The sequence below is a fragment of the Nocardia sp. NPDC055002 genome (genome assembly GCF_053608825.1).
Window position 1 is genome coordinate 634,788 of sequence record NZ_JBSGWE010000002.1, and the last position, 25,470, is coordinate 660,257.

General features: G+C 68.9%; 26 protein-coding genes. 18 read left to right on the forward strand and 8 right to left on the reverse strand.

The genetic code is table 11. The features are described 5' to 3' along the window. The first annotated feature begins 53 nt into the window (after positions 1 to 53). Positions 54 to 1,412 carry a Pup--protein ligase gene (pafA, locus tag ACWF99_RS10160; RefSeq protein WP_194824832.1) on the forward strand — a complete coding sequence of 453 codons (1,359 nt, stop codon included), beginning with the start codon at positions 54 to 56 and terminating at the stop codon, positions 1,410 to 1,412. 94 nt (positions 1,413 to 1,506) lie between these two features. Here pafA and ACWF99_RS10165 read toward each other — a convergent pair whose 3' ends face one another. Further along, positions 1,507 to 2,142: a TetR/AcrR family transcriptional regulator gene (locus tag ACWF99_RS10165; RefSeq protein ID WP_378654834.1), complete on the reverse strand. Its 636-nt coding sequence runs from the start codon at positions 2,140 to 2,142 to the stop codon at positions 1,507 to 1,509. Positions 2,143 to 2,270: 128 nt separating this feature from the next. Here ACWF99_RS10165 and ACWF99_RS10170 point away from each other — a divergent pair, with 128 nt between their 5' ends. The 6 genes from ACWF99_RS10170 to ACWF99_RS10195 all read left to right on the forward strand — a co-directional run bounded on the left by ACWF99_RS10170 (position 2,271) and on the right by ACWF99_RS10195 (position 8,605). Then, the gene (locus ACWF99_RS10170; protein ID WP_378627459.1) at positions 2,271 to 3,422 is read left to right on the forward strand and encodes an acyl-CoA dehydrogenase family protein; all 1,152 of its coding nucleotides are present in this window, start codon (positions 2,271 to 2,273) and stop codon (positions 3,420 to 3,422) included. A 16-nt stretch (positions 3,423 to 3,438) separates the two neighbouring features. Then, on the forward strand, positions 3,439 to 4,191 hold the full coding sequence (fabG, locus tag ACWF99_RS10175; RefSeq protein WP_452535649.1) for a 3-oxoacyl-ACP reductase FabG: 753 nt from the start codon (positions 3,439 to 3,441) through the stop codon (positions 4,189 to 4,191). 16 nt (positions 4,192 to 4,207) lie between these two features. Next, the gene (locus ACWF99_RS10180) at positions 4,208 to 5,365 is read left to right on the forward strand and encodes an acyl-CoA dehydrogenase family protein (RefSeq protein WP_452535650.1); all 1,158 of its coding nucleotides are present in this window, start codon (positions 4,208 to 4,210) and stop codon (positions 5,363 to 5,365) included. Continuing rightward, positions 5,362 to 6,561 carry a 3-oxoadipyl-CoA thiolase gene (gene pcaF, locus ACWF99_RS10185; protein ID WP_378627466.1) on the forward strand — a complete coding sequence of 400 codons (1,200 nt, stop codon included), beginning with the start codon at positions 5,362 to 5,364 and terminating at the stop codon, positions 6,559 to 6,561. The genes ACWF99_RS10180 and pcaF overlap by 4 nt, the downstream gene beginning before the upstream one ends. A gap of 98 nt (positions 6,562 to 6,659) precedes the next feature. Beyond that, a complete protein-coding gene (locus ACWF99_RS10190; protein ID WP_452535651.1) occupies positions 6,660 to 8,153 on the forward strand; it encodes a long-chain-fatty-acid--CoA ligase in 1,494 nt (497 codons plus the stop codon). Next, on the forward strand, positions 8,150 to 8,605 hold the full coding sequence (locus ACWF99_RS10195) for a MaoC family dehydratase (RefSeq protein WP_378627470.1): 456 nt from the start codon (positions 8,150 to 8,152) through the stop codon (positions 8,603 to 8,605). Before ACWF99_RS10190 ends, ACWF99_RS10195 begins: the two co-directional genes overlap by 4 nt. A 50-nt stretch (positions 8,606 to 8,655) precedes the next feature. Here ACWF99_RS10195 and ACWF99_RS10200 read toward each other — a convergent pair whose 3' ends face one another. From ACWF99_RS10200 to ACWF99_RS10210, 3 genes are read right to left on the reverse strand one after another with little or no spacing between them, the layout of a single operon-like run. Further along, positions 8,656 to 9,039, reverse strand: coding sequence for a VOC family protein (locus ACWF99_RS10200; RefSeq protein ID WP_452535652.1), 384 nt, complete (start codon positions 9,037 to 9,039; stop codon positions 8,656 to 8,658). Beyond that, positions 9,036 to 9,851, reverse strand: coding sequence for a helix-turn-helix domain-containing protein (locus ACWF99_RS10205; protein ID WP_378627475.1), 816 nt, complete (start codon positions 9,849 to 9,851; stop codon positions 9,036 to 9,038). The genes ACWF99_RS10200 and ACWF99_RS10205 overlap by 4 nt, the downstream gene beginning before the upstream one ends. A gap of 29 nt (positions 9,852 to 9,880) precedes the next feature. Continuing rightward, complete coding sequence (locus ACWF99_RS10210; protein ID WP_378627478.1) at positions 9,881 to 10,186, reverse strand: thiamine-binding protein; 306 nt, start codon at positions 10,184 to 10,186, stop codon at positions 9,881 to 9,883. A 98-nt stretch (positions 10,187 to 10,284) separates the two neighbouring features. Here ACWF99_RS10210 and ACWF99_RS10215 point away from each other — a divergent pair, with 98 nt between their 5' ends. The 7 genes from ACWF99_RS10215 (at position 10,285) to ACWF99_RS10245 (ending at position 18,272) form a co-directional block, all read left to right on the forward strand. Continuing rightward, positions 10,285 to 11,280: a helix-turn-helix transcriptional regulator gene (locus tag ACWF99_RS10215; protein ID WP_378627480.1), complete on the forward strand. Its 996-nt coding sequence runs from the start codon at positions 10,285 to 10,287 to the stop codon at positions 11,278 to 11,280. Next, positions 11,277 to 12,260, forward strand: a complete 984-nt coding sequence (locus tag ACWF99_RS10220) for a helix-turn-helix transcriptional regulator (protein WP_378627482.1) — start codon at positions 11,277 to 11,279, stop codon at positions 12,258 to 12,260. Before ACWF99_RS10215 ends, ACWF99_RS10220 begins: the two co-directional genes overlap by 4 nt. Continuing rightward, positions 12,257 to 13,285: a 2-dehydropantoate 2-reductase gene (locus tag ACWF99_RS10225; RefSeq protein ID WP_378627483.1), complete on the forward strand. Its 1,029-nt coding sequence runs from the start codon at positions 12,257 to 12,259 to the stop codon at positions 13,283 to 13,285. Before ACWF99_RS10220 ends, ACWF99_RS10225 begins: the two co-directional genes overlap by 4 nt. A 92-nt stretch (positions 13,286 to 13,377) precedes the next feature. Next, positions 13,378 to 13,650 (forward strand): Sec-independent protein translocase subunit TatA, encoded by a 273-nt coding sequence (gene tatA, locus ACWF99_RS10230; RefSeq protein WP_378627484.1) that lies wholly within the window; start codon positions 13,378 to 13,380, stop codon positions 13,648 to 13,650. Between the two features lie 110 nt (positions 13,651 to 13,760). Then, positions 13,761 to 14,714: a twin-arginine translocase subunit TatC gene (tatC, locus tag ACWF99_RS10235; RefSeq protein ID WP_452535653.1), complete on the forward strand. Its 954-nt coding sequence runs from the start codon at positions 13,761 to 13,763 to the stop codon at positions 14,712 to 14,714. Between the two features lie 21 nt (positions 14,715 to 14,735). Continuing rightward, the gene (locus ACWF99_RS10240) at positions 14,736 to 17,417 is read left to right on the forward strand and encodes a DEAD/DEAH box helicase (protein WP_452535963.1); all 2,682 of its coding nucleotides are present in this window, start codon (positions 14,736 to 14,738) and stop codon (positions 17,415 to 17,417) included. Positions 17,418 to 17,537: 120 nt separating this feature from the next. Next, positions 17,538 to 18,272, forward strand: a complete 735-nt coding sequence (locus ACWF99_RS10245; RefSeq protein WP_452535654.1) for a DUF4333 domain-containing protein — start codon at positions 17,538 to 17,540, stop codon at positions 18,270 to 18,272. Positions 18,273 to 18,338: 66 nt separating this feature from the next. On the opposite strand, the gene ACWF99_RS10250 is transcribed toward ACWF99_RS10245, so the two are convergent. Continuing rightward, complete coding sequence (locus ACWF99_RS10250; RefSeq protein WP_378627489.1) at positions 18,339 to 19,313, reverse strand: 5'-3' exonuclease; 975 nt, start codon at positions 19,311 to 19,313, stop codon at positions 18,339 to 18,341. Between the two features lie 97 nt (positions 19,314 to 19,410). On the opposite strand from ACWF99_RS10250, the gene ACWF99_RS10255 reads away from it, so the two are divergent. Next, complete coding sequence (locus ACWF99_RS10255) at positions 19,411 to 20,538, forward strand: M24 family metallopeptidase (protein ID WP_378627491.1); 1,128 nt, start codon at positions 19,411 to 19,413, stop codon at positions 20,536 to 20,538. A gap of 51 nt (positions 20,539 to 20,589) precedes the next feature. Here the strand turns inward: ACWF99_RS10255 and ACWF99_RS10260 are convergent, their stop codons facing one another. Beyond that, the gene (locus ACWF99_RS10260; RefSeq protein WP_378627492.1) at positions 20,590 to 20,988 is read right to left on the reverse strand and encodes a TIGR03618 family F420-dependent PPOX class oxidoreductase; all 399 of its coding nucleotides are present in this window, start codon (positions 20,986 to 20,988) and stop codon (positions 20,590 to 20,592) included. A 110-nt stretch (positions 20,989 to 21,098) separates the two neighbouring features. Here ACWF99_RS10260 and ACWF99_RS10265 point away from each other — a divergent pair, with 110 nt between their 5' ends. The 3 genes from ACWF99_RS10265 to ACWF99_RS10275 all read left to right on the forward strand — a co-directional run bounded on the left by ACWF99_RS10265 (position 21,099) and on the right by ACWF99_RS10275 (position 24,088). Beyond that, the gene (locus tag ACWF99_RS10265; RefSeq protein WP_452535655.1) at positions 21,099 to 21,851 is read left to right on the forward strand and encodes an SDR family NAD(P)-dependent oxidoreductase; all 753 of its coding nucleotides are present in this window, start codon (positions 21,099 to 21,101) and stop codon (positions 21,849 to 21,851) included. Next, positions 21,848 to 23,122 (forward strand): precorrin-6y C5,15-methyltransferase (decarboxylating) subunit CbiE, encoded by a 1,275-nt coding sequence (gene cbiE / locus ACWF99_RS10270; protein WP_452535656.1) that lies wholly within the window; start codon positions 21,848 to 21,850, stop codon positions 23,120 to 23,122. Before ACWF99_RS10265 ends, cbiE begins: the two co-directional genes overlap by 4 nt. Before the next feature lie 213 nt (positions 23,123 to 23,335). Next, complete coding sequence (locus ACWF99_RS10275; protein WP_378628338.1) at positions 23,336 to 24,088, forward strand: cobalt-precorrin-6A reductase; 753 nt, start codon at positions 23,336 to 23,338, stop codon at positions 24,086 to 24,088. A gap of 24 nt (positions 24,089 to 24,112) precedes the next feature. Here the strand turns inward: ACWF99_RS10275 and ACWF99_RS10280 are convergent, their stop codons facing one another. Together ACWF99_RS10280 and ACWF99_RS10285 are read right to left on the reverse strand one after the other, a co-directional pair. Next, positions 24,113 to 24,655 (reverse strand): PadR family transcriptional regulator, encoded by a 543-nt coding sequence (locus ACWF99_RS10280; protein ID WP_378627497.1) that lies wholly within the window; start codon positions 24,653 to 24,655, stop codon positions 24,113 to 24,115. A 157-nt stretch (positions 24,656 to 24,812) separates the two neighbouring features. Beyond that, positions 24,813 to 25,301, reverse strand: a complete 489-nt coding sequence (locus ACWF99_RS10285; RefSeq protein WP_452535657.1) for a ubiquitin-like domain-containing protein — start codon at positions 25,299 to 25,301, stop codon at positions 24,813 to 24,815. Positions 25,302 to 25,470: the final 169 nt, after the last annotated feature.

The following is a 25,470-nucleotide window of genomic DNA, read 5'->3' on the forward strand; positions in this document are numbered from 1 at the left end:
TGGGATGTCAGGAGCGCCGCGCGGGCACTGGTCATGGCTGTAGTGTCGATAGTGTGCAGCGACGAATCATGGGGATCGAGACCGAGTTCGGTGTGACATGCACCTTCCACGGTCACCGTCGGCTGTCCCCCGACGAGGTAGCCCGGTACTTGTTCCGCCGGGTGGTGTCCTGGGGCCGTAGCTCCAATGTCTTCCTTCGCAACGGTGCCAGGTTGTACCTCGACGTCGGATCGCATCCCGAGTACGCCACCGCCGAATGCGACAGCCTGGTGCAGTTGGTCACCCACGACCGCGCCGGCGAGCGGGTGCTGGAGGATCTGCTCATAGACGCCGAACAGCGCCTCGCCGAAGAAGGCATCGGCGGCGACATCTACCTGTTCAAGAACAACACCGACTCCGCGGGCAACTCCTACGGCTGCCACGAGAACTTCCTCGTGGTCCGGGCGGGCGAGTTCTCCCGGATCTCGGATGTGCTGCTCCCGTTCCTGGTCACCCGCCAGCTCATCTGTGGCGCGGGCAAGGTGCTGCAGACGCCGAAGGCGGCCACGTTCTGCCTGTCGCAGCGCGCCGAGCACATCTGGGAGGGCGTCTCCTCGGCGACCACCCGCTCGCGCCCGATCATCAACACCCGCGACGAGCCGCACGCCGACGCCGAGAAGTACCGGCGCCTGCACGTGATCGTCGGTGACTCCAACATGGCCGAACCGACCACCATGCTCAAGGTCGGTACCGCCTCGCTGGTGCTGGAAATGATCGAGGCAGGGGTGTCGTTCCGCGATTTCGCGCTCGACAACCCGATACGGGCCATTCGCGAGGTCAGCCACGATCTCACCGGCCGCCGTCCCGTGCGCCTGGCGGGCGGCCGCCAGGCCAGTGCCCTGGAGATCCAGCGCGAGTACTACGCCCGCGCCGTCGAGCACCTGCGCAACCGCGATCGCGATCCGCAGGTCGACGCGGTGGTGGATCTGTGGGGTCGCACCCTCGACGCGGTCGAGGCGCAGGACTTCGCCAAGGTCGACACCGAGATCGACTGGGTGATCAAGCGCAAGCTGTTCCAGCGCTACCAGGACCGCTACAGCATGGAGATGTCGGATCCCAAGATCGCCCAGCTGGATCTGGCCTACCACGACATCAAGCGTGGTCGCGGGGTCTTCGACCTGCTCCAGCGCAAGGGTCTGGCCAAGCGGATCACCGAGGACGACGCCGTCGATGCCGCCGTGGACACCCCGCCGCAGACGACGCGAGCCAAGCTGCGTGGTGACTTCATCACCGCCGCGCAGGAAGCCGGCCGCGACTTCACTGTCGACTGGGTGCACCTCAAGCTGAACGATCAGGCGCAGCGCACGGTGCTGTGCAAGGATCCGTTCCGATCGGTCGACGAACGCGTCGACCGGCTGATCGCCTCGATGTAGGCGAACCCCTCAGACGGGGGACCGACAACAGAACCGGTGGCGCATGGGAGCGATCGCGTAGGCGCCACCGGTTTTGTTGTGTGTGGGGGCACGCTCAGTCCGCGGTGACGACGGTCGCGTAGGTGGCGGTGAGACCGGCGATGAACGCGGTGAGCGCCAATTCGAAACTGTCGTCATCGATTTCGTCGGCGATCGCCCGCAGCAGGTGTGCCTGATTCAGGTGCGGGTAGCGGTCGCGGTAGACCTGCACGTCGTCGGCGAAGCCGCCGGCGAACGAGCCCACTGTCGAACCCATGACCAGGTAGCGAGTGGCCGCGCCGATCATGGTGGCGTAGCGCGGTGGCCAGCCCGCGCCGACCAGACCGCCGTGGACGGCGTCGGCGGCGCGCAGGTTCTCGGCCCGGCGGCCCGGGCCGGTGGCCAGGTACGGCACGAAGTTCGGGTGGGTGGCCAGCGCGCCGCGATAGCTGCGCGCCCAGTCCGCGAGTGCGCGATCCCAGCTCATGGTGTCGAAGGCCGAGGTGTCGACGTGGCTCATGATGCCGGTGGCGATGTCGTCGAACAGGTCGTCCTTGTTCGGGTAGTGGCCGTAGAGCGAGGCGGCCTGCACGCCGAGTTCGGCGCCCAATTTGCGCATGGAGACTTCGGCGAGCCCGTCGCGGTCGATCAGGACCAGCGCGGCGTCGCGAATGCGCTCGCGGCTCAACAGCGGAACGCGCGGCCTCGCCATGCGGTACTCCCTCTCTCGTCGGGAATCGAACGGTATCACCGATGCCGAAAATGACTCTTGATTAACCGAACAGCGTTAGGATACGGTGCCCGAGTAAACCTAACGCCGTTTGGTTCAGGAGTGGTTCCGTGGATTTCCAGCTCACCCCCGCGCAGTCCGACCTGCGTGAACTCGCCCGAACATGGGTGGACAAGGAAGTCGTGCCGTACGCCGCGCAGTGGGATCGCGACGAATCGGTGGACCCGGCGATCGTCGGCAAACTCGGCGCTCTCGGCTTCCTCGGCATCGGGATCGCCGAGCAATACGGTGGCTCCGGCGGCGACACCTTCGACTACTGCCTGCTGCTCGAGGAGCTCGGACGCGGTGACAGCGCGGTGCGCGGCATCGTGTCGGTCTCGCTCGGGCTGTTCGGCAAGTCGATCGCCGCGTACGGCACCGAGGAGCAGAAGCAGCGATTCCTGCCCGGGATCTGCGCGGGTGAACAGCTCGGCTGTTTCGCGCTGACCGAGCCCGGCACCGGCTCCGACGCGGCGAATCTGGACACCCGCGCCGTCCGCGACGGGTCGGACTGGGTTCTGTCCGGCACCAAGATCTTCATCACCAACGGGACCTGGGCCGATCACGCGCTGGTGTTCGCTCGGACCGGTGGGCCCGGCCCCCAGGGTGTCACCGCGTTCGTGGTGCCGACGGACGCGCCGGGCTTCGGCCGGACCGAGATCAAGGGCAAGCTCGGGCTGCGCGGCCAGGCCACCGCCGAATTCGTCCTCGATCGCGTCCGGGTGCCCGACGCGCTGCGCCTCGGCGAGGAGGGGCAGGGCTTCCGGATCGCGATGTCCGCGCTCGACAAGGGGCGCATCGGGGTCGCGTCCGGGTGCGTCGGCGTGGCCCGTGCCTGCCTCGAAGCCGCGGTGCGTTATGCCGGTGAGCGCGAACAGTTCGGCAAGCCGATCGCCGGCTACCAGCTCGTCCAGGAGCTGCTGTCCGATATCGCCGTCGCGACCGACGCCGCCCGGCTGCTCGCGTGGCGCGCGGCCGATCTCGCCGACCGCGGGCAAGCCTTCGGCACCGCCGCGTCGATGGCGAAGCTGTTCGCTTCCGAAGCCGCGGTCTCGGCCGCCAACAACGCGATCCAGGTGTTCGGCGGCTACGGCTACATCGACGAGTACCCCGTCGCCAAGTACCTGCGTGACGCCCGCGTACTGACCCTCTACGAGGGCACCACCCAGATCCAGAAACTGCTCATCGGGCGCGCCCTCACCGGCGTGAACGCCATTGTCTGACACAGGAGTACGACCCATGACCCACAGAACAGCCTTCGTCACCGGGGCGGCTCGCGGCATCGGCGCGGCGACCGCTGCCCGCCTGGCCGACGACGGATTCGCCGTTGCCGTCGTCGATCTCGACACCGACGCCGCGGTGCTGGCCGCCGAGAAGATCACCGCGGCGGGCGGCACCGCGATCGGCCTCGGCTGCGATGTCGCCGACGAGGCGCAGGTGGCCGATGCCGTCGCGCGCACCGTGGCCGACCTCGGCTCGCTCGACGTGCTCGTGAACAACGCGGGCGTGCTGCGCGACAACCTGCTGTTCAAGATGTCGGTCGAGGACTGGGACCTGGTGATAGCGGTGCACCTGCGCGGTGCGTTTCTGTGCAGCAAGGCCGCGCAGAAGCACATGGTGGACAACGGTGGCGGCGCCATCGTCAACACCTCGAGCGTCTCGGCGCTCGGCAATCGCGGCCAGGCCAACTACGCGGCGGCCAAAGCGGGCATCCAGGGCCTGACCCGCACCCTCGCCATGGAACTCGGCCCGTTCGGGATCCGCGTCAACGCGGTCGCGCCCGGCTTCATCGCCACCGAGATGACCGCGGCCACCGCGGCGCGCATGGGCGTGAGTGCCGAGGACCTGCAGGCGAAGACCGCCGAGATCACCCCGCTGCGACGGGTCGGCGTGCCCGCCGACATCGCGAACGTGGTGGCGTTCCTCGCCTCCGACGATGCCGGCTTCGTCACCGGACAGACCCTGTACGTCGACGGCGGACGCCGTCTCTAGATTGCGGAGAAACCTCATGCAGAGAACAGTTTTCAACGACGAGCACGAAGCATTCCGCAAGACCGTGCGGGCGTTCATCGAATCGAAGGTCTCGCCGGTCTACGACCAGTGGTACGAGGCGGGCATCGTGCCGCGCGAGTTCTACGCCGAGCTGGCCGACCTCGGGGTGTTCGGCATCGAGGTGCCCGAGCAATACGGTGGCGCCGGCATCGAATCGTTCAAGTTCCAGGCGATCCTGCTGGAGGAAACCACCCGCGCCGGTGTGTCTTTCGGCGGGTCCGGCGTGCACGTGGGCCTGTGCCTGCCGTATCTGAAGAACCTCGCGACCGAAGAACAGAAGCAGCGCTGGCTGCCGGGATTCGTCTCGGGCGAGATCATGTTCGCGATCGCGATGACCGAGCCCGGCACCGGCTCCGACCTCGCCGGAATGCGTACCACCGCACAGCTGTCCGAGGACGGCACGCACTATGTGCTCAACGGGTCCAAGACCTTCATCACCGGCGGTGTACACGCCGACCGGGTGATCGTCTGCGCGCGGACCGCTCCGCCGTCGGAAACAGATCGCCGCCACGGGATCTCGCTGCTCGTCGTCGATACGAAGTCGCCGGGGTACGCGGTGGGACGCAAGCTGGACAAGCTGGGTCTGAAGGTCTCCGACACCGCCGAGCTGTCCTTCACCGACGTGCGGGTTCCGGTGTCGGACCTGCTGGGGGAGGCGAACAGGGGATTCAGCTACCTGGGCCAGAATCTGCCGCAGGAACGGCTCTCGATCGCGCTCGGCGCCTATGCCCAGGCCAAGGCGGCGATCCGGTTCACTCTCGAGTACACCAGGGGCCGTCGCGTTTTCGGCCAGCCGGTCGCGCAGTTCCAGAACACCAAGTTCGAACTGGCCGCCTGTCAGGCCGAGGTCGACGCCGCCGAGGCGGTCGTCGACCGGGCACTGGAGGCCCTCGACCGCGAGGGACTCACCGCCGCCGACGCGGCCTCGGCCAAACTGTTCTGCTCCGAGGTGGCCTCGCGGGTGATCGACCGGTGCCTGCAGTTGCACGGTGGCTACGGCTACATCAACGAGTATCCGGTGGCTCGCCTGTACGCCGACAACCGGGTGAACCGGATCTACGGCGGCACCAGCGAGGTGATGAAGATGATCATCGCCAAGGACATGGGCTTGTGACGGGCACCGCGTATCTGGTGGACGGTGTGCGAACGCCGTTCGGCCGGTACGGGGGCGCGCTGGCCGGGGTGCGTCCCGACGACCTGGCCGCGCACGCGATTTCCGCCCTGGTCGAACGGCTTCCGAGCGTGGACTTCGACGCGGTCGACGATGTGGTTCTCGGTTGTGTGAACCAGGCCGGTGAGGACAATCGCAATGTCGCTCGGATGGCCGCGCTGCTGGCGGGTCTGCCGGTGACCGTGCCCGGTGTGACGGTCAACCGGCTGTGTGCTTCAGGTCTGGATGCCGTGGGCTACGCGGCCAGGGCGATCCGGGCCGGTGACGCGGATCTGGTGATCGCCGGCGGTGTGGAGTCGATGACCAGATCGCCCTATGTCCTGCCGAAAAGCGGTGCACCCTGGGATCGGTCGGCCCAGCTCGCCGACACCACGATCGGCTGGCGGTTCGTGAATCCGCGGATGCACGAACGCTACGGCACCGACACGATGCCCGAGACCGCGGAGAACATCGCCGACGAGTACACGATCGCGCGCGCTGATCAGGACGCGTTCGCCGTGCGCTCGCAGCAGCGGGCCGCGGCGGCGATCGCCCGGGGCAGGCTGGCTCGCGAGATCACCGCGGTCCCCGTGCCGCAGCGTCGTGGCGAACCGGTACTCGTCGATCGGGACGAGCATCCGCGCGAGACCAGCGCGCACTCGCTCGCCGCGTTGCGGGCGGTGGTACCCGGCGGGTCGATCACCGCGGGAAACTCCTCGGGGATCAACGACGGTGCCGCGGCGCTGTTGCTGGCTTCCGAGGATGCCGTTCGCCGGTACGGTCTCACACCGCTCGCACGAGTCGGGGCGATGTCGGCGGCGGGCGTAGCACCGCGGACCATGGGCATCGGTCCGGTTCCCGCCGTCGAAAAACTGCTCGCTCGAACAGGTTTGACCATCGGCGAGGTCGATGTGCTCGAGCTCAACGAGGCCTTCGCCGCGCAGGCGCTCGCGGTACTGCGCGGGCTCGGCCTGCCCGACGATGCCGATCACGTGAACCCCAACGGTGGCGCGATCGCACTCGGTCATCCGCTCGGTGCCAGCGGTGCGCGACTGGCGCTCACCGCCGCGATGGAACTCGCCGACCGCGATGCCCGTCATGGGATCGCGACCCTGTGTGTCGGTGTCGGCCAAGGCCTCGCCGTCCACCTCCACCGCTGACCGGTGCGGTGATCACCGCTGGTGGTCACCGCACCCACGCCCCCGCTCCCCGCGGTGGCCGCCCCGCTTCTCGCCATCGCTGTCGTTAGGAACCACCCGTGAACGCCACCCTCTCCCTGGCGAGCATTCTCGCCGAACCCGCCCGCCGCCGACCCGACCACCTCGCCCTGATCGAAGGCGACACCCGCGTCACCTTCGCCGATCTGTGGCTGCAGGCCCGCGAGCAAGCAAGTGCCCTGATCGCGCGTGGCGTGAAACCCGGTGACCGGGTGGGCCTGCTGTGTCCGAACACCGCCGACTTCCCGCGCGCCTATTTCGCCATCCTGGCAGCGGGCGCGACCGTGGTGCCCGTGCATCTACTGCTCACCGCGCCGGAAATGGAGTACGTGTTGCGCGACAGCGGTGCCTCACTGCTGATCTGTCATCCGATGGTCGCGGCCACGGGCGCTGAAGCCGCGAGCAGCGCGGGCATCGACGTCGTCGCGCCCGAAGAGCTTGTCGGCGAGGCGATCTCGAACTTCGTCTCCCGTAGCCCGCTCGATACCGCGGTCGTCTTCTACACCAGCGGTACCACCGGCACACCCAAGGGGGCCGAACTGAGCCACCTCAACATGGTGATGTGCGCGACGGTGAACACCTTCGACGCCAACGAGATCCACCGCGACGACATCGCTCTCGGCGCGCTGCCGCTGTTCCACGTGTTCGGCCAGACGGTGTCGATGAATTCGCACTGGCGAGTCGGTGGCACCCTGGTGTTGATGCCGAGATTCGATGCCGCCGCCGCTATTTCGCTGATGGCGGCCGAGCGGGTCAACCTGTTCCACGGTGTGCCAACGATGTACCTGTCGCTGATCGAGGCGGCGGCTTCGGCACCGGCCATGCCCGAGCTGAAACTGTGCGTCAGCGGCGGCGCCGCACTGCCCGTCGCCGTGCTAGAGGAATTCGAGCGGAACTTCCACGCGCCGGTGCTCGAGGGGTACGGCCTGTCGGAGACCTCGCCGACCGCCGCGGTGAACCAGCCGTGCTTCGGCACCGAGGCGGGCACCGTGGGGCATCCGGTGTGGGGCGTCGACGTGGAGATCGCCGATCCCGCGATCACCGACCGCATCGAATTGTTGCCGATCGGCGACGTCGGGGAGGTTGTGGTGCGTGGGCACAACGTGTTCAGCGGTTACACCGGCAGGCCGGAGGCGACCGCGGCCGCGGTGGTCGACGGCTGGTTCCGCACCGGCGACCTCGGCACCCGCGACAAGACCGGTCGGGTGCGCATCGTCGACCGGATCAAGGAGATGATCCTGCGCGGCGGATTCAATGTGTATCCGACCGAGATCGAAGCGGCCCTGATGCGACACCCACGGATCGCGCAGGTGGCGGTGATCGGTGTGCCCGACCCCCATTACGGTGAGGAGATCGTGGCGGTCGTCGTGCCCGAGGGCGCGCTGACCGAGCGGGAGGTGATCGACTTCGCCAAGCAGCAGGTCGCGAAGTACAAGTACCCGCGCCGCGTCGAGTTCGTCACCGAGCTACCCCTGGGCCCCACCCACAAGGTTCTCAAACGCGCACTGCGCCAACGTTTCGGAGGAACGGCATGACCACGGACTTCGCTGATGTCGACGCCCTGCGGGCGGCGGTCGGCACAGAACTCGGCCCCAGCGACTGGATCACCGTCGACCAGCGGCGCATCGACCTGTTCGCCGAGGCCACCGACGATCACCAGTGGATCCACGTCGACGCCGAACGCGCCGCCGCGGGCCCCTACGGAACCACCATCGCCCACGGCTTCCTCACCCTGTCGCTGATCGTGCCGATGACCCAGCAGATCATGACCGTCAGCGCGGCGAAGGCGGGCATCAACTACGGCCTCGACCGAGTCCGCTTCCTCACTCCCGTCCCGGTCGACAGCCGTATTCGGGCCCACCTCACGCTCACCGAGGTCACCGAGGTGCCCGGCGGCGTCCAAGTCCATCGGCACGTCACCGTCGAGCTCGAAAACGCCGACCGCCCAGCGTGTGTGGCCGACTCGATCGCCCGCTGCATGCTGTGAGATCCGGCCGTGGCGAGCGCACCCCGCGCTCGCCACGGTGGCTCGGCGGCCTATCGCAGGTCGCCGCTGAGGATCCAGAGGTGCCCGAAGGGGTCCTTCACCCTGCCCTGCCGCTTGCCGTAGGGACGGTTGTCGACGGGGATCACGACCTCGGCTCCGTGCTGCGCCATCCGCTGCGCTGTGGCGTCGGGATCGGCGACAGTGAGCACGAGGAGCACCGGCGAGCCACCCACCGACCCGGGGTCGGACCACCCCCACTCCTGGACACTCTGTGCCAGGGCGAACACGACGGAGCCGAGCGTGAGTTCGGCGTGGTGGACCACCGCGTCCTCGGTGACGCGCAGACTCACCTCGGCTCCGAGCGCCTGGGTGTAGAAGGTGATCGCGGCGTCCGCGTCGGAGACCAGCAGTTTCGGGACCAGTTGGCTGTTCATCTTTCCCATGCTCGTCGAGCAGGGCGTTGCCGGCCTTGTAGATTTCGGCCCTCTTCCGCGAGCCAGCCGGTCGGCGTGGTGTTCATGAAATCGCGGAACTCGCGCACGAGGTGGCTCTGGTCGTGGTAGCCCGACTCGGCTGCCACCTGGGCCCAGGATGTCGCGCCCGTGCCGGCGCGGTGCACCGCGCACTCGAGACGGGCCACGCGGGAGGCGAATTTCGGGGTGACCCCCAGCGAACGTCGCATCACCTCGCGCAGACGCCGGGCGCTCAGGTGCACGTCGTCGGCGAGATCGTCGACCGACGCTGTTCCCCTCCCGGCTCTGATCAGATCCAGCGCGCGCAGGGCGTGGTCGGCGGTGGTGTCGTACCCGGCCCGGTTCAGCTGGTCGAGCAGCCGAATGCGCAGAACAGCCTCGCGTCGACCGGCCGGGAGCTCCGCCAACTCCGCACACATCGAACTCACCCACGGCAGTACGGCGTCGGCGATCACGCCGCCCGCGTCCACCTCACTCAGTGGCATGCCGATCAGGCGGCGCATGGCCGATGCCGACAGCTCGACATAAGCCGTCGGCTGCCTCGGCAGCAGGGTGGTGACCGGCGTCGCGAGCCCCGGCCGCAGCAAGCCGGCCACGACAGCCTGCGTGCGCAAGGTCTGTCCGTCGTAGTCGACCTCGAGCGGGGCCCCGAGACCGACAACGAGTCGAGCCGACAAGGTGGGGACGGCCCGATGCGCCCGAGCCGGGCCGACGTGCTCGCTGATCGACACCACGCCGATGCCCGCGGCACGGCATGCCGGACGGAGTTCCACCCTCGCATTCTCGCATCCGTGGGCGTCGGCTACCCGTCGGCGAGGTAGCGCTCGACCGTGTCGACCTTGCTGTGCAGCGCGTCGGTGACCCCGGGGCGGATGTCGGCCTTGAGGACCAGGCTGCAGCGGGGTGCGGTGACCAGGATGGCGTCGGTGGCGGCTTTGATCACTGCCATCACCTCGTCCCATTCGCCCTCGAGGGTGGTGAACATCGCGTCGGTGCGGTTCGGCAGGCCGGAAGCGCGTACCACCCGGACGGCCGCGGCGACCGCTTCGCCGACCGAGCCGTCGTGGTGGGCGGAACCGCTGGGAGCAACGGAGAAGGCGACGAGCATCGTGATCCTTTCGACGGGTGCGTCCCATGGTCGCGGGACCGTGGCCCAAGTGTGCGCCGACGCGCGGGGGACCGGGCGCGACCATTACCCTCTATCGAGTGGCGATATCCAAGGTCGAGCGGCTGATGAATCTGGTCATCGCGCTGCTGTCGACCAGGCAGTTCCTGAGCGCGGAACGTATTCGCGCCAGCGTGGCCGGTTACGAGGACTCCGCGACCGACGAGGCGTTCAGCCGGATGTTCGAGCGCGACAAGAACGAATTGCGCGATCTGGGCATCCCGTTGGAAGTCGGTCCGGTGGGACGGTTCTCGACACTCGAGGGATACCGGATCAACCGGGACGCCTACGAGCTGCCCGATATCGACCTGACCAGCGAGGAAGCCGCGGCGGTCGCCGTCGCGGTGCAGATGTGGGCCTCACCGGAGTTGGCGGGCGCGGCCGAGGGCGCGCTGTTGAAGCTGCGCGCGGCCGGAGTCACCGTCGAGACCGACAACGTCGGGGTGTCGGTGCCCGCGGTGCCCGCCCGCACCCGAGGGTCGGAGCCGGTGTTGCGGGAACTCCTCGCGGCGATCGACGCGGGGCAGGCGGTGCGATTCGGCCACCACAGCGCCGTCACCGATCCGTTCGTGACCCGCGATGTCGAACCGTGGGGGGTGGTGACCCGCCACGGGCGCTGGTATCTGGTCGGCCACGACCGCGAACGCGATGCCGTTCGCACGTTCCGGCTCTCGCGGATCGGGGGACAGGTGCGGCCGTACGGTCCGGTCGACGCGGTCCACAAGCCCGCGCACACCGACCTGCGCGCGATCGTCGACCGGGTCACCGGCGACGCTCCCGTCACCGGGTCGGCCACCGTGTGGGTCGCGAAGGGTCGCGGTCGCGAATTGCGCCGCATCGGCACCGAAGTCGACACCCGTGACCTGGGCGGACGTCCCGGCTCGGTGCTCGAGGTGCCGGTGCGATCCCGCGACTGGGTGGCCAGGCTGATCACCGGTCTCGGTCCCGATGTTCTCGTTCTGGAACCACCGGAACTGCGCGCCGACGTGATGAACCGGCTACGGTCGGTACTCGACCACACGGAGGTCACGTCGTGAGTTCGCGTCTGTCCCTACGCCTTTCGCGCCTGTTGAACATGGTGCCGTACCTGCTCGCGCACCCGGGTATCAGCGCGGCCGAGGCCGCCGCCGAACTGGGGGTCACCACCAAACAGCTGATGAGCGACCTCAATCAGCTGTGGATGTGCGGATTGCCGGGCTACGGTCCCGGCGATCTGATCGACCTGTCGTTCTCCGAGGAGAGCATCGAGGTCACCTTCTCGGCCGGTATCGAACGGCCGCTACGGCTCACCTCCACCGAGGCCACCGCGCTGTTGGTGGCGCTGCGCTCGATCGTGGAGATGCCGGGCATGGTCGATCCGACCGCCGCGCACGCCGCCATCGCCAAGATCGAATCGGCGATCGCCAGCACCGACGCCGTCGTCACCGGCAAGCCGGTCGATGTCCCCGTCGAGAAGCCGGTGGTCGCGACCGTGCGCGCCGCGCTCGCCGACGCGCGAGCCCTGCGCCTGGTCTACTACTCCGCCAGCCGCGACGAGGTGTCCGAACGCATCGTCGACCCGATTCGCGTGGTGCTGGTCGACAACAACAGCTACCTGCAGGCCTGGTGCAGGCAGGCCGAAGGCGTTCGCCTGTTCCGGTTCGATCGGATCGAGGACGCCACCGAACTCGACGAACCCGCCCACGCGCCGAGCCACGCCGCCAACGACGCCGCGGCACTCGACCTGTTCCAGGACGACCCCGATGTGCCGCTGGCCAGGCTCCGGATTCGCGCCGACTACGCCTGGGTGCTCGACCAGTACCCCATGCACCGCATCGAATCGCGTGCCGACGGCAGCATCGAGGCGGGCATGCGCTTCGCCTCACCGGACTGGATGGCCCGGCTGCTGCTCGGCTTCGGCACCGGCGTCACCGTGCTCGGGCCACCCGAACTGGTAACGGCGGTGCGCCTGCGTGCCGACGCCGCCCTGGCGGCCTACGCGGCCGCCGGACTGGTGGGGGAGACCGAACCCGCGTGAGTCAGCGAGTACTGGTCCTCGGCGCGGGCAGCGTCGGGGTTTTCGTCGGCGGTCACCTGGCCGCCGCGGGCATGGAAGTGATCTTCGTCGGCCGTCAGCGGATCCTCGACGACATCGCCGAACACGGCCTGCGCCTGACCGATCTGGACGGCGGCTCGACCGAGGTGACGCCCGACCGGTTCGGCCTCGCGCTCGAGCCCGACGAACCCGAGTTGGCCGACCTGGTCCTGGTGACCGTGAAATCGGCCGACACCGCCGCCGCGGTCCGTGCGGTCGCGGGCCGATTACGCCCCGGCACGCCGGTGGTGAGCCTGCAGAACGGCATCGGCAACGCCAGCGTGATTCGAGAGATCCTGCCGACCAGCATCGCCCTGGCCGGGATGGTGATGTTCAACGTGGTGCACAGCGGTCGCGGGTGTTTCCACCGCGCCAGCGATGGCGACCTCGCGATCCAGGACGACAAGGTCGTCGACCGCTTCGCCGACGGTTTCCGGGCGGCGGGACTGCCGCTACGCCGCCACCGCGACCTGCGTCCGGTGCAATGGGCGAAACTGCTACTCAATCTGAACAACCCGATCAACGCGCTGTCGGGCAGGCCGCTGCGTGAGGAGCTCGCCGAGCGTGACTACCGCCGCTGCCTCGCGCTGACCCAGTCCGAAGCCCTCGCTGTGATGAACACCGCGCGAATTCGGCCCGCGCAGCTCACCCCCGTTCCGCCCGAGTTGATGGTGCATTTGCTGCGCGTTCCCGACGCGGTCTTCCGGCGGGTGTTCGGTCGGGTGCTCGCCATCGATCCGCTCGCCCGCTCGTCGATGGCCGATGACCTCGCGCTCGGCCGACGGACCGAAATCGCGTGGTTGTGCGGGGAAATCGTGCGGCTCGGCGACATGGTCGGGCACCCGACGCCAGTCAACCGGAGGTTGACCGAGCTGATCAGGATCGCCGAGTCCGGCGACACCACCCGGTTCACCGGAAGCCGGTTGTTCGCCGAGCTGACCGGGGCGGCGGCCGCTGTCGCGGGTTGAACGCGTGGCGAACACCGCTGCGGCTCGGCGTCCACCACGGTGCGAACCCAGGTAGCATCGGTAATCACCACAGTCTTTGGAGGTATCTGATAATGGGCACGTTCAGCTGGACGCACCTGCTGATCATCGCGTTGCTGTTCGTTCTGCTCTTCGGCGCGAAGCGGCTTCCCGACGCGGCACGCGGTCTCGGCCGCTCGCTGCGGATCTTCAAGAGCGAGGTCGGGCAGATGCAGGCGGAGTCGTCGGCATCCGACGCACCGGCGGCCACCCCGGCCACCCCCGCGCCGCAGCAGCAGCTGTCCGCGTCGGCGCCGCAGGCACAGACCCCGATCGTCGAACCGCAGCAGGGCCACAAAACCCTCTGACCTCGGCCATCACCCCGGAGCGGTAGTCATCGCTCCGGGGCGAAGTGCTGTCTCGTCAGAAGTTGCCGCCGAGCATCCGCCGAACCGAGGGTTAGAGGCCACCACCCACCATGCGCATCCCGTTCGATCCCCGGCGCACCAAGCGCAGGACGAATCCCGACGGCACCATGTCGTTGGTCGAGCACCTGCAGGAACTGCGCACCCGGCTGCTGCTGGCACTGGCCGCCATCGCGGTGACCACCCTGATCGGCTTCTTCTGGTACGCGCACACCCTCTTCGGGATGGAGAGCCTGGGCGAGATCCTGCGCGGCCCCTACTGTGCGCTGCCCGAATCGGCGCGGGCCAGCCTGACCCCCGACGGCGCCTGCCGATTGCTCGCCACGGGACCCTTCGACCAGTTCATGCTCCGGTTGAAGGTCGGGTTCACCGCCGGTGTGGTGATCGCGACCCCGTTCTGGCTGTACCAGCTGTGGGCGTTCATCACCCCGGGGCTGTACGCGAAGGAACGCAAGCTCGCGATCGGGTTCGTGGTGACCGGTTCGGTGCTGTTCGTGACAGGTGCCGTGCTCGCCTACGTGGTGGTCTCGCACGCGTTGTCGTTCCTGATGACCATCGGCGACAACGTCCAGATCACCGCGCTCAGCGGTAATCAGTACTTCGGATTCATCATCCAGTTGCTGATCATCTTCGGCGTCAGTTTCGAGACGCCGTTGATCATCATCGGGCTGAACCTGGTCGGGGTGCTGCCCTACACCAAGCTCAAGGCGTGGCGGCGCGGGATGATCTTCGGTCTGTTCGTCTTCGCCGCGATCGTCACACCGCAGGACCCGTTCTCGATGCTGGCGCTGGCGATCGCGCTGACCGTGCTGTTCGAGTTCGCCGTGCAGTTCGCGCGGTTCAGCGACGCGCGCAAGGCCCGCCGGGAAGAGAAGGAGGGCTGGGGCACGCTCGACGACGAACAGGCCTCTCCGCTCGAGACCCCCGAGCCGGTGGCGTCCGCCGATCCGGTGAGCGAGCCGGAGAAAACCGCGCGCCCGGTGTCGGACTACTCCGATACGCTCTGAGGGGTGACCGACACTCCGGGGATGCCCAGCGAACTGGCGAAATTCGCCGGTGAAATCTCGTTCGATCTGGACCCCTTCCAGAGCACCGCGTGCGCGGCGTTGGAAGACGGGCACAGCGTGCTCGTGTGCGCCCCGACCGGAGCGGGCAAGACGATCGTCGGTGAGTTCGCCGTGCACATGGCGCTGGCCTCGGGCGGAAAGTGCTTCTACACCACGCCGATCAAGGCGCTGTCGAATCAGAAGTTCGCCGATCTCACCGCCCGCCACGGCCGCGACAGCGTCGGCCTGCTCACCGGTGACCAGTCGATCAACCCCGGTGCGCCGGTGGTCGTGATGACCACCGAGGTGCTGCGCAACATGCTGTACGCGTCCTCGGACTCGCTGCACGGTCTGTCCTACGTCGTGATGGACGAGGTGCACTACCTGGCCGACCGGTTCCGGGGCGCGGTGTGGGAGGAAGTGATCCTGCACCTGCCGCCGGATGTGCGACTGGTGAGCCTGTCGGCGACGGTGTCCAACGCCGAGGAGTTCGGCGCCTGGATGGAAACCGTGCGCGGCGACACCGCGGTGGTGGTCGACGAGACCAGGCCGGTGCCGCTGTGGCAGCACGTGATGGTCGGCCGGCGGATGTTCGACCTGTTCGACACCAAGTCCAGCGACCGCAAGGTCGTGGTCGACGAAGACCTCGTGCGGTTCATCCGCCAGCGCGAGAGCGCCGACCGGATGCACGGCTACGGCGGTCCGCGCGGACGGGGTGGACGCGGCGGCAATTTCCGCCCGTTGCCGCGACCGGATGTCCTGGCGCGCCTCGACGAGGAAAACCTGCTGCCCGCGATCACCTTCATCTTCAGCCGCGCGGGCTGCGACGGCGCGCTGGCCCAGTGCCTGCGCGCCCGCCTCGATCTGAGTCGTCCCGGCGAGGCCGCGCAGATCGACGAGATCATCGAGAAACACACCGGTGACCTGCCCAAGGGCGATCTGGAGGTCCTCGGCTACTGGGAGTGGCGCGAGGCACTGCAACGCGGCCTGGCAGCCCACCACGCCGGTATGCTGCCCGCGTTCCGGCACACCGTCGAGGAACTGTTCGTCAAGGGTCTGGTGCGCGCGGTGTTCGCCACCGAGACCCTGGCACTGGGCATCAACATGCCCGCCCGCACGGTGGTCCTCGAGCGGCTGGTGAAGTTCAACGGCGAAACCCATGCCGAGCTCACCCCCGGCGAGTACACCCAGCTCACCGGCCGCGCGGGCAGGCGCGGCATCGACGTCGAGGGCCACGCGGTGGTGCTGTGGCAGCCCGAGGTCGACACCAGCGCGGTGGCCGGCCTCGCCTCCACCCGCACCTATCCGCTGCGCAGCTCGTTCCGGCCCGGCTACAACATGTCGATCAACCTGATCGACCGGATGGGCGCCCAGGAGGCCCGAACGCTGCTCGAGCGGTCGTTCGCCCAGTTCCAGGCCGACCGGTCGGTCGTGGGGCTCGTCCGCGGGATCGAACGCAACGAGGGCGCGCTGCGCAAGCTGGAGAGTCAGCTCGGCGGCGTCGACGGCGACTTCATGGAGTACCTGTCGCTGCGTGACCGGATCAAGCAACGCGAACGCGATATCCAGCAGCAGGGGCGGGCCGACCGGCGCGGCGCCGCGGTGAAAGCGCTGATCGGGTTGCGCCGTGGCGACGTGGTGTCCATCCCCGTGGGCAAGCGTTCCGGGCTCGCGGTGATCCTCGAACCCGACCAGACGCCCGGCGATCCGCGTCCACTGGTATTGACCGAGGACCACTGGGCGGGTCGGGTGTCGGCGGCCGATTTCCCGGAGCCCGCCGAAGCGCTCGGGCGCATGGATCTGCCGCGCCGGGTCGATCACCGGACCGCGCGCATCCGCCGCGACCTGGCCTCGGCGTTGCGCGGCACCGGGATCTCGGCTCCGCGCCGGGGCAAGCGCAACGATCGTGTTCGAGGCGGTGAAGATCGTCAGCTCTCGACGCTGCGGCGCAGTCTGCGGTCCCATCCCGCGCACAATCGCCCCGATCGGGAGCAGCTGAGCCGCACCGGCGAGCGGTATTCGCGCCTCGCCCGTGAGACCGAGACGATGCGCCAGAAAGTTGCCGCGACCACGAATTCGCTGGCGCGCACTTTCGATCGGATCGTCGGGCTGCTCGAGGAACGCGGGTTCGTCGCCCACGGTGAGGTGACCGCCGACGGCAGGCGCCTGGCCCGGATCTACGCCGAGAGCGATCTCGTGGTCGCCGAAGCCCTGCGCCAAGGTCTGTGGCGCGGACTGGGCCCGGCCGAACTCGCCGCGGTGGTATCGACACTGGTCTACGAATCGCGCCAGGAAACCGGCCTGCTGACGCCGGCGGGGCCGACCGATCCGATCCGCCGTGCGGTCGCGGCCACCATCGAAGTGTGGTCGGATCTGCGCTCCGACGAGGCGCGACACAAACTTCCGCCCACCCGCGAACCCGATCTGGGTTTCGTCACCGGGGTCTACAAATGGGCGCGCGGCGACGCGTTGGCCGAGGCGTTGCTGGCCAGCGGCGACCCGGGGACGACGATGTCGGCGGGCGATTTCGTGCGGTGGTGCAGGCAGGTGATCGACCTGCTCGATCAGATCCACAACACCGCCGACGACCCCGAGATCGCGTCCACCGCCGCCAAGGCGGTGCGTGCCGTACGGCGGGGTGTCGTCGCGGTGGACGCCGCGTAGTCGGCACGTCTGTGATTTGATTTCTTCGCGTACCGACCGTGAGGCGGATGTCGTGCGAATGCGGCAGGCCCGGCGCGGGGGGCTACCGTATGGACTAATGATGCGAGTGGAGGCGAGTGGATGAGCGGCCCTTACGGACCGAACAACCCCGGGGAGGGGAACAACGATCCCACCCAGCACTGGGGGGGTCAGCAGGGGGCCGGTGGCGCCGGTCCCACCCAGCACTGGGGTGGCGCGCAGCAGCCGCCACCACAGGGCGCCCAGCCCACCCAGCAGTGGAAAGACCCGAACGCGCAGCAGCCACAGCAGCAGTGGGGACAACAGCCCCAGCAGCCGTGGGGCCAGCAGCCGCAGCAGGGTGGCGTGCCGCCGCAGCAGCCGACCGGGCCGCAGCAGCAGTGGGGCCAGACCCAGCCGCCGCCGCAGGACTGGAACAACCAGGCCGCCAACGCGCAGCAGCAGTGGGGTCAGCCCGCGCCGCAGCAGCAGTGGGGCCAGCAGCCCGCCCCGCAGCAGCAGTGGGGCCAGCAGCCGTCTTCCGGTGGCAAGAGCAAGGGCCTGATCATCGGGCTCATCGCCGCGGGCGTGCTCGTGGTCGCCGCCGTGATCGGTCTGATCCTGGTCGTGTTCTCCTCGGACGAACTCGACAACGCCGCGGTACAGGACGGTGTCTCGCGCGTGCTGAAGGACTCCTACGGCATCGCCGACGTCTCCGATGTCAGCTGCCCCTCCGGTCAGGCGGTGGAGGTCGACGCGACCTTCATTTGCGACCTGAAGGTCAGCGGCGAGGCGAAGAAGGTCACCGTCAAGATCACCAAGGAAGACGGAACCTACGAGGTCGGCCGCCCCAACTAGGCGCTCGCACTACGTTTTCCGGGCCGTCCGCGCAGTCTGCGGGCGGCCCGGCGTCGTGCGTCCCGGTCAGCCGGTATGTGCGGCGGTGAGCGCGGTGACGAGGCGGGTGATCGGGCTCTCGGCGTTGTACGCGGTGGCCAGCGCGAGCAGCCGGTCGGGGTCGGCGGGGCTGGCGGGCAGGACATCCGGACGCGACAGGATCACCTCCGCGTCGCGGACCACCCGCACGACCGGTGCGGCGACCTTCAGATAGTCCTGCGCGGCACCGAGTTTCGCGCGCACACCCTTGGCGATATCGGACGCCGGATCGGCGACGGCGTCCATGAGCGCGTCGAGCGAGCCGAACTTCGTGATCAACTGGGCGGCTGATTTGTCGCCGATGCCCGCCACACCGGGCAGGCCGTCGGAGGCGTCGCCGCGCAGGGTCGCCATGTCGGCGTAGGCCGGGCCCGCGTTCCGTTCGGGCACACCGTATTTCGCCGAGAGCTCCGCGGGGCCGAACAGTTCGGCCTTGGCGAGTCCCCGGCCGACGTAGAGCACGCGGACCGGTGGGGCGGGCTCGTCGCGCACCAGCTGCAGCAGGTCGCGGTCGCCGCTGACGACGACGACCGGGTCGGTGCGCTCCCGGCTCGCGAGGGTGCCGAGCACATCGTCGGCCTCGAGGCCGTCCGCGCCGCCGGTGGCGATGCCCGCCGCCTCGAGCACTTCGAGGATCATCTCGACCTGCGGGGTGAGCGTGTCGGGCACTTCCTCCGCGCCGGGCGCCGCGCCGGTGCTGGTGTCGAGTCGGTGCGCCTTGTAGGAGGGCACCAGGGCCACCCGGAACGGGGGCCGCCAATCGAGGTCGAGTCCGACGACGAGCCTGCTCGGGCGATGCTTGGTGACCAGCGAGGCCACCATGTCGGTGAATCCGCGCAGCGCGTTCACCGAGCGGCCGTCCGCGCCCCTGAGCTTGTCGGGGATGGCGTAATAGGCGCGGAACCAGAGGCTGGCGCCGTCGAGGATCAACAGGGGTCCACGGGTGCTCTCGTCAGCGGTCACCCGGTGATTGTGCCCCGAACCACCGACACCGTGGCCGTGGCCGTGCCGATGGGCTTCGGTGGCTGCCCTCGGCGCGGGGCGGGTAACGTCGGATCCTATGAGCGCGCACACGGATGCCAGGTTCGCGGCGAAGGTCTACGGTCAGCGGCTGGAGCGGGCGGTCGAGTTGATGCGCGCGGCGCATCTGGACGCCCTGCTGATCACTCCGGGCCCCGACCTGCGGTACCTGATCGGTTCGGCCGCGGAATCCTTCGAGCGGCTCACCTGCCTGGTGATCCCGGCCGACGGATCGACGCCCTCGGTGGTCATCCCGAAACTCGAGCTGGCCTCCCTCGCCGATTCCGCGGCGGGCGAACTCGGCCTGCGGGTGCTCGACTGGGTCGACGGCGTCGATCCGTACCAGCTGGTCCGCTCGATTCTGCACGCCGGTTCCCGCATCGCGGTCGCCGATGCCATGCCCGCACTGCACCTGATCCCGCTCGCCGAATCGACCACCGGTCTGCCCGCCTCGGCGACGCCGGTACTGCGCGAGTCGCGAATGATCAAGGACGAGGCCGAGATCGACGCGCTGCGCCGGGCGGGCGCGGCCATCGACCGCGTACACGCGCGGATGGGCGAGTTCCTGCGGGCCGGTCGCACCGAGGCCGAGGTGAGCGCCGATATCACCGCCGCGATAGTCGAAGAAGGCCACACCGAGGCGGCATTCGTCATCGTGGGCAGTGGACCGCACGGCGCCGACCCGCACCACGAGGTCTCCGATCGCGTCATCGAGCAGGGCGACGTGGTGGTCATCGACATCGGTGGCCCCGTCGAACCCGGCTACTACTCGGACTCGACCCGCACCTATGTACTCGGCACCCCGCACCCGGAGATCGTCGAACAGGTGGCGGTCCTCGAGGCCGCCCAGGCCGCCGCTGTCGCGGCGGTCCGGCCGGGAGTGAGCGCGGAATCCATCGACGCCGCCGCCCGCACCGTGCTCGCCGACGCGGGCCTCGGCGACGCCTTCATCCACCGCACCGGCCACGGCATCGGCCTGTCGGTGCACGAGGAGCCCTACATCGTGGCGGGCAACGACCTCGTTCTCGAGCCGGGCATGGCGTTCAGCATCGAGCCGGGAATCTATTTCCGCGGCGAATGGGGCGCGCGGATCGAGGACATCGTGGTCGTCACCGACGACGGTGTGGAGTCGATGAACAATCGGCCGCACGGCCTGACGGTGCTGTAGGCGGGCCCCGGAGCGGCGCGCGCCCGCGTTGCGCCGAGCGGGTTCGGGAGGCTATTTCAGCGTGCCCGACGACAGCACCCGGCGCACCTGGATCGCGACGACCACACGTGTCGGGTTCTCGCGGGGGACCCGGTAGCGCTCGGTGTAGCGACGCACGGCCTCGGCGACGTCGGCGCTGTCGTCGAGGACTGTCGCCGGCCCTTCGAGGGTCAGCCAGCGCGGCCCCTCGACCTGGCTCACCGCCGCGTAGCCGCCTCGTCCGGCATTGCGTGCCTTCACCGACGCGCCGTCGGTGATCACGCGAGCGATCCCGCTCTCCGGATCCCAGGTGAAGCCCACGGCCACCACGTGCGGGGTGCCGTCGGCGCGCAGCGTGGTGAGCGTGGCCAGATGCCGCTCGGTGACGAACGCGAGGGCAGCGGGGGACAGCTGGGCGGTGGCGGTCGGCATGCCGGAAACGGTAGCCGGGCCGACCAGCGCGTTGCTGCGCGGGTTCGCGTCGTGCACACAACAGAGGCAGGCCGGCACCGGCCGCACGGGCCGGATGACAGACTGGCGCTATGGGAACGCAGCAGAACGATGGGCCGGTGCTGGTCCTGGGCGGGCGCAGTGAGATCGGCCTCGAAGTGGCGCGCAGGCTGGCACCCGGACGGGTGGTGATCCTGGCCGCTCGCCGTGCCGACGCGTTGGCGGCCGAGGTCGAGCAGGTGCGCGCGGCAGGCGCGACCGCCGTGCACACCGTGGAATTCGACGCCGACGAGACCGCCACCCACGCGCCCCTGCTGGACAAGCTCGCCGCCGAGCACGGTGGCATCGCGACAGCGGTGCTCGCCTTCGGCGTCCTCGGCGATCAGGATCGTGCCGAACACGACCCGGCGCACGCGGTGGCGGTCGTGCACACCGATTTCGTCGCCCAGGTCAGTGTCCTCACGACCCTGGCGGCCGTGATGCGTGCGCAGGGATCCGGCCAGATCGTCGTCTTCAGCTCGATCGCGGGCGTGCGCGTGCGGCGGGCGAACTATGTCTACGGTTCGGCCAAAGCGGGCCTGGACGGCTTCGCCAGCGGCCTCGGCGACGCCCTGCACGGCACCGGCGTGCAGCTGTTGCTGGTGCGCTCGGGCTTCGTGATCGGGCGCATGACCACCGGCATGGAACCCGCCCCTCTGGCCAGCACTCCCGACCAGGTCGCCGACGCCGTGGTCCGCAGCCTCGGCAAGGGCGCCACCCGGGTCGCGGTCCCCGGCCGCCTTGCCCTCGCCTTCTTCGTGATGCGCCTGCTCCCGCAATCCGTCTGGCGTCGGATGCCACGGTGACCGCGTCCGGCGACGCGGCGACGGACTGGACCGGCCACCCGATCGTGGTGGCCGGCATCGGGGCCGACGGTTGGGCGGGGCTGGGGGAGAACGTCCGCCGGGCCATCGGGGACTGTGACGTGGTGTTCGGCTCCTCGCGTCAACTGGCGCTGCTCCCGGCCGGTGATATCGAGCGGGTGCCGTGGCCGACACCGCTGCTGCCCGCCCTGCCGGAGTTGTTCGGGCGCAATGCCGGTCGACGCATCGGCGTGCTGGCCAGCGGGGATCCGATGTTCTACGGCATCGGCGTCACCCTGGCGCGCCGGTTCGGCCCGGCGGCGCTGCGTGTGTTCCCGCAGCCCTCCTCGGTGTCGCTGGCGTGCGCGCGGCTCGGGTGGCCACTGGCCGAAACCCCGGTGGTGAGTGTGGTTGCCCGGCCATTGCCCACCGTGGTGCCCGAATTGTCCGAAGGTCGGCGGATTCTCGTTCTCAGCGAAGACGAGACGACACCGAGCCGAGTCGCGGAACTGCTGCGCGACAAGGGTTTCGGACCCTCCGCGCTGACGGTTCTCGAGCAACTTGGCGGCCCCGCCGAACACCGCCACACCGGCTCCGCGGCTACCTGGTCGCACCCGCCCGGCGATCCGCTCAACATCGTCGCCATCGACTGCCGCGCCGATCCCGATACCCGTCGCGACACCCGATTGCCCGGCCTGGCCGACGCTGCCTTCGCCGGTGACGGCCAGCTCACCAAGGCCGAGGTTCGCGCCCTCACCGTCACCGCTCTCGCCCCCGCACCGGGGGAAATGCTGTGGGATATCGGCGGCGGGTCGGGCAGTATCGCCATCGAATGGTGCCGTACCCATCCGCTGTGCCGCGCCGTCACGTTCGAGCGGCTGCCTGCCCGGCGGGAACAAATCGCGACCAATATCACCGCCCTCGGAGTACCGGGAATAACGATCCGCGGTGAGGTGCGCTCAGAGTTAGCCGAGGAAAAGATCTCGGCACCGGACGCCGTATTTCTCGGCGGTGGTCTCACCCAGGACGGCATGTTCGAGCAGTGCTGGCAGCGGCTGCGCCCCGGCGGCCGCCTGGTCGCCAACGCGGTCACCGCGGAATCGGAAGCGCTGCTGCTCGACTGCTCGGCGAGGTTCGGTGGCACCCTGCGCAAATTTCAGATCTATCGGGGTGAACCGCTCGGCGGGTTCACGGCCTGGCGGCCGCACTTGCCGGTCGCTCAGTGGATTGTCCGAAAACCCGCTGGTCGCCGGAGTGTGGACGTCCAGCCCTGATCACGATCAGATCACGCGCAGATCACGGTGAATCCGTTCCCGCAGGGTCCGCACGCCGTAAAAGTTTCGGACCGAACGTGTAGAACCCACGGCTCGGGGGTAGGGTCGTTGCCGTTCCGGGTAATCCCCCGGGCCGTTTTCCACGATGGAGAGTTACATGAAGTACTCGAAGTTCGATGGCGATGCCGGTGCCGATGATTTCGGAGGGCTGTCCTGAGAGTTTTGATCCTCGGTGGCACCGGCGAAGCCAGGGAGTTGGCGCGCAGAGCGTCCGGTGAGCGTGGACTCGACATCGTGTCCTCCCTCGCCGGCCGAGTCGCCAATCCGCGGCTGCCGGTCGGTGCGGTCCGCGTGGGTGGGTTCGGTGGTGTCGAGGGCCTCCGAACCTGGCTACGCGAGAACGCGATCGACGCTGTCGTGGACGCGACCCATCCCTTCGCCGCACAGGTGAGTGCGCACGCCGCCACGGCCGCGGCCGAGCTGGATATCCCGGCGCTGCATCTGCGCCGCCCCGAGTGGGTGCAGCGGCGCGGCGACCTGTGGACCCGCGTGCCCGATCTCGCCGCGGCGGCCGCGGCACTGACCGCGCGCGACGAACAAGTCCTGCTGACCATCGGCCGCCAGGGCGTCGGCGCGTTCGCGGGTTGCACGGGTCACGGTTTCGTCATCCGCTCCATCGACGCCCCTGATGTCCCGTTGCCGCCGCGCGCCAAACTGTTGCTGGCGCGGGGGCCGTTCACGTTCGACGAGGAACTCGTGCTGATGTCGCGGCATCGCATCGACGTGCTGGTCACGAAGAACAGCGGCGGCGAGCAGACCGAGGCGAAGATCTTCGCTGCCCGCACCGCGGGGCTGCCGGTGATCATGATCGACCGGCCACCGCTGCCCGCGGGCGCCGTCACCGTGGCCGAGGTCGGCGACGCGGTCGAGTGGCTGCGGGAATCCGCATCGCACCGAGTGGGCTGAACCGAGCGGCAGGGCCGAATTCCGTCAGCGCGGGTTCGGCGGTGTGAAGATCGTCGGCAGCTGGTCGAACCAGTGCAGGACCGCGCGCTCATAGGCGATGCCGAATTCGAGGGTCGCGCGCTGGTGGGGAGCCAGGGCGGTCTCGTCTTCGTCGAGGTAGCGGTCGAGGCGATCTTGATGAATGTTCTTGTTGGCGGCGATGATCCGATCGCGATGCGCGGGATCCAGGTGCTCGCCGAAGGACAGCGTGAGCAGCAGTGGCACGCGGATGGTCTCGGCGCCGGGATCGCGCCCGATCCACTCGGCGAAGGCCTCACGCCCGATATCGGTGATCCGGTACGGCGTGCGCTCCCTGGCGCCACGTTCGCCTTTGGTCACCAGGCCCGCGGTGTCCATCGTGGACAGTTCGCGATAGACCTGGCTCTGTGTGATGGTCCAGAAGTCGCCGATGCGTTGCTGGGCCTGCGTGGCGAGATCCCAGCCCGACTTCGGGCCCTCGTGCAGGAACCCGAGTAGCGAGGCCGCGGTGGAGTTCAGTGGGCGGCGTCGAGTCGCGGTGTCGGTCAACGGTCAACTCCCTTCGAACTACATTCCTAAGTGGAATGTTACGCCTGGGTGCGCAGTCCACCAATAGTGCCGGTGTTGCGGCGCGTTCGCCGGACCGGGGGTGCGGCGGTGGTGCTCGCGTGCTGAGCGCCACCGCCGCGGTGATCGACCCGTCGGGTCAGGCCAACGCGAGGTTCACGACGTCACCGTCGGCCAGTTCGTAGGACGCCAGGGTATTGGAGTCCTCGAGCTTGACTTCGCTCTCGGTGATGAGCTGCTGATCGGCCACCGGAACCCCGGTCTGTTCCTGGATGAGGCCCTTCAGGTCCTTGACCGTGGCCGTGCTGTCGATGCTGACCTGGATGGGCTCGCCGTCGAGGCCGTTCACCATCAGCGTGATGCCGGCAGCGCTCTCGGCGAGGGGTGCCCCGGGCAGACTCGGCAGGCCGGGCAATCCGGGTGCCCCGAGTGCCCCGGGCTCGGGTGCGCCCGGTGCCGCAGGTGCTGCGGGCGCGGCGGGTGCCGCTGGTGGCGCGGGCGGGGCCGGTGGTTGAGCCGAGGCGATCCCCGCGACGGGAACCGCCATGGCGGCGGCTATCAGGCCGACCGTCACACCGCGCCGTAATCGGGTACCGACAGTGTTCTTTGCGTGGTGCTGAACTCTCATCGTGGTGAATCCTTTCATCGTCCTCGTGGGACGCGTTGGGGAATCGAACCAGGAAACGAGCTGTCACGCTGTTGTGCATGCGGGCATGCCCGCGGAACAAGTGTGCCATCGCACGGGCGTGTCGCCGTGCCTCGCCGGCCGCGCGGGGTTGCCGAGGGCCGCGGAAGTC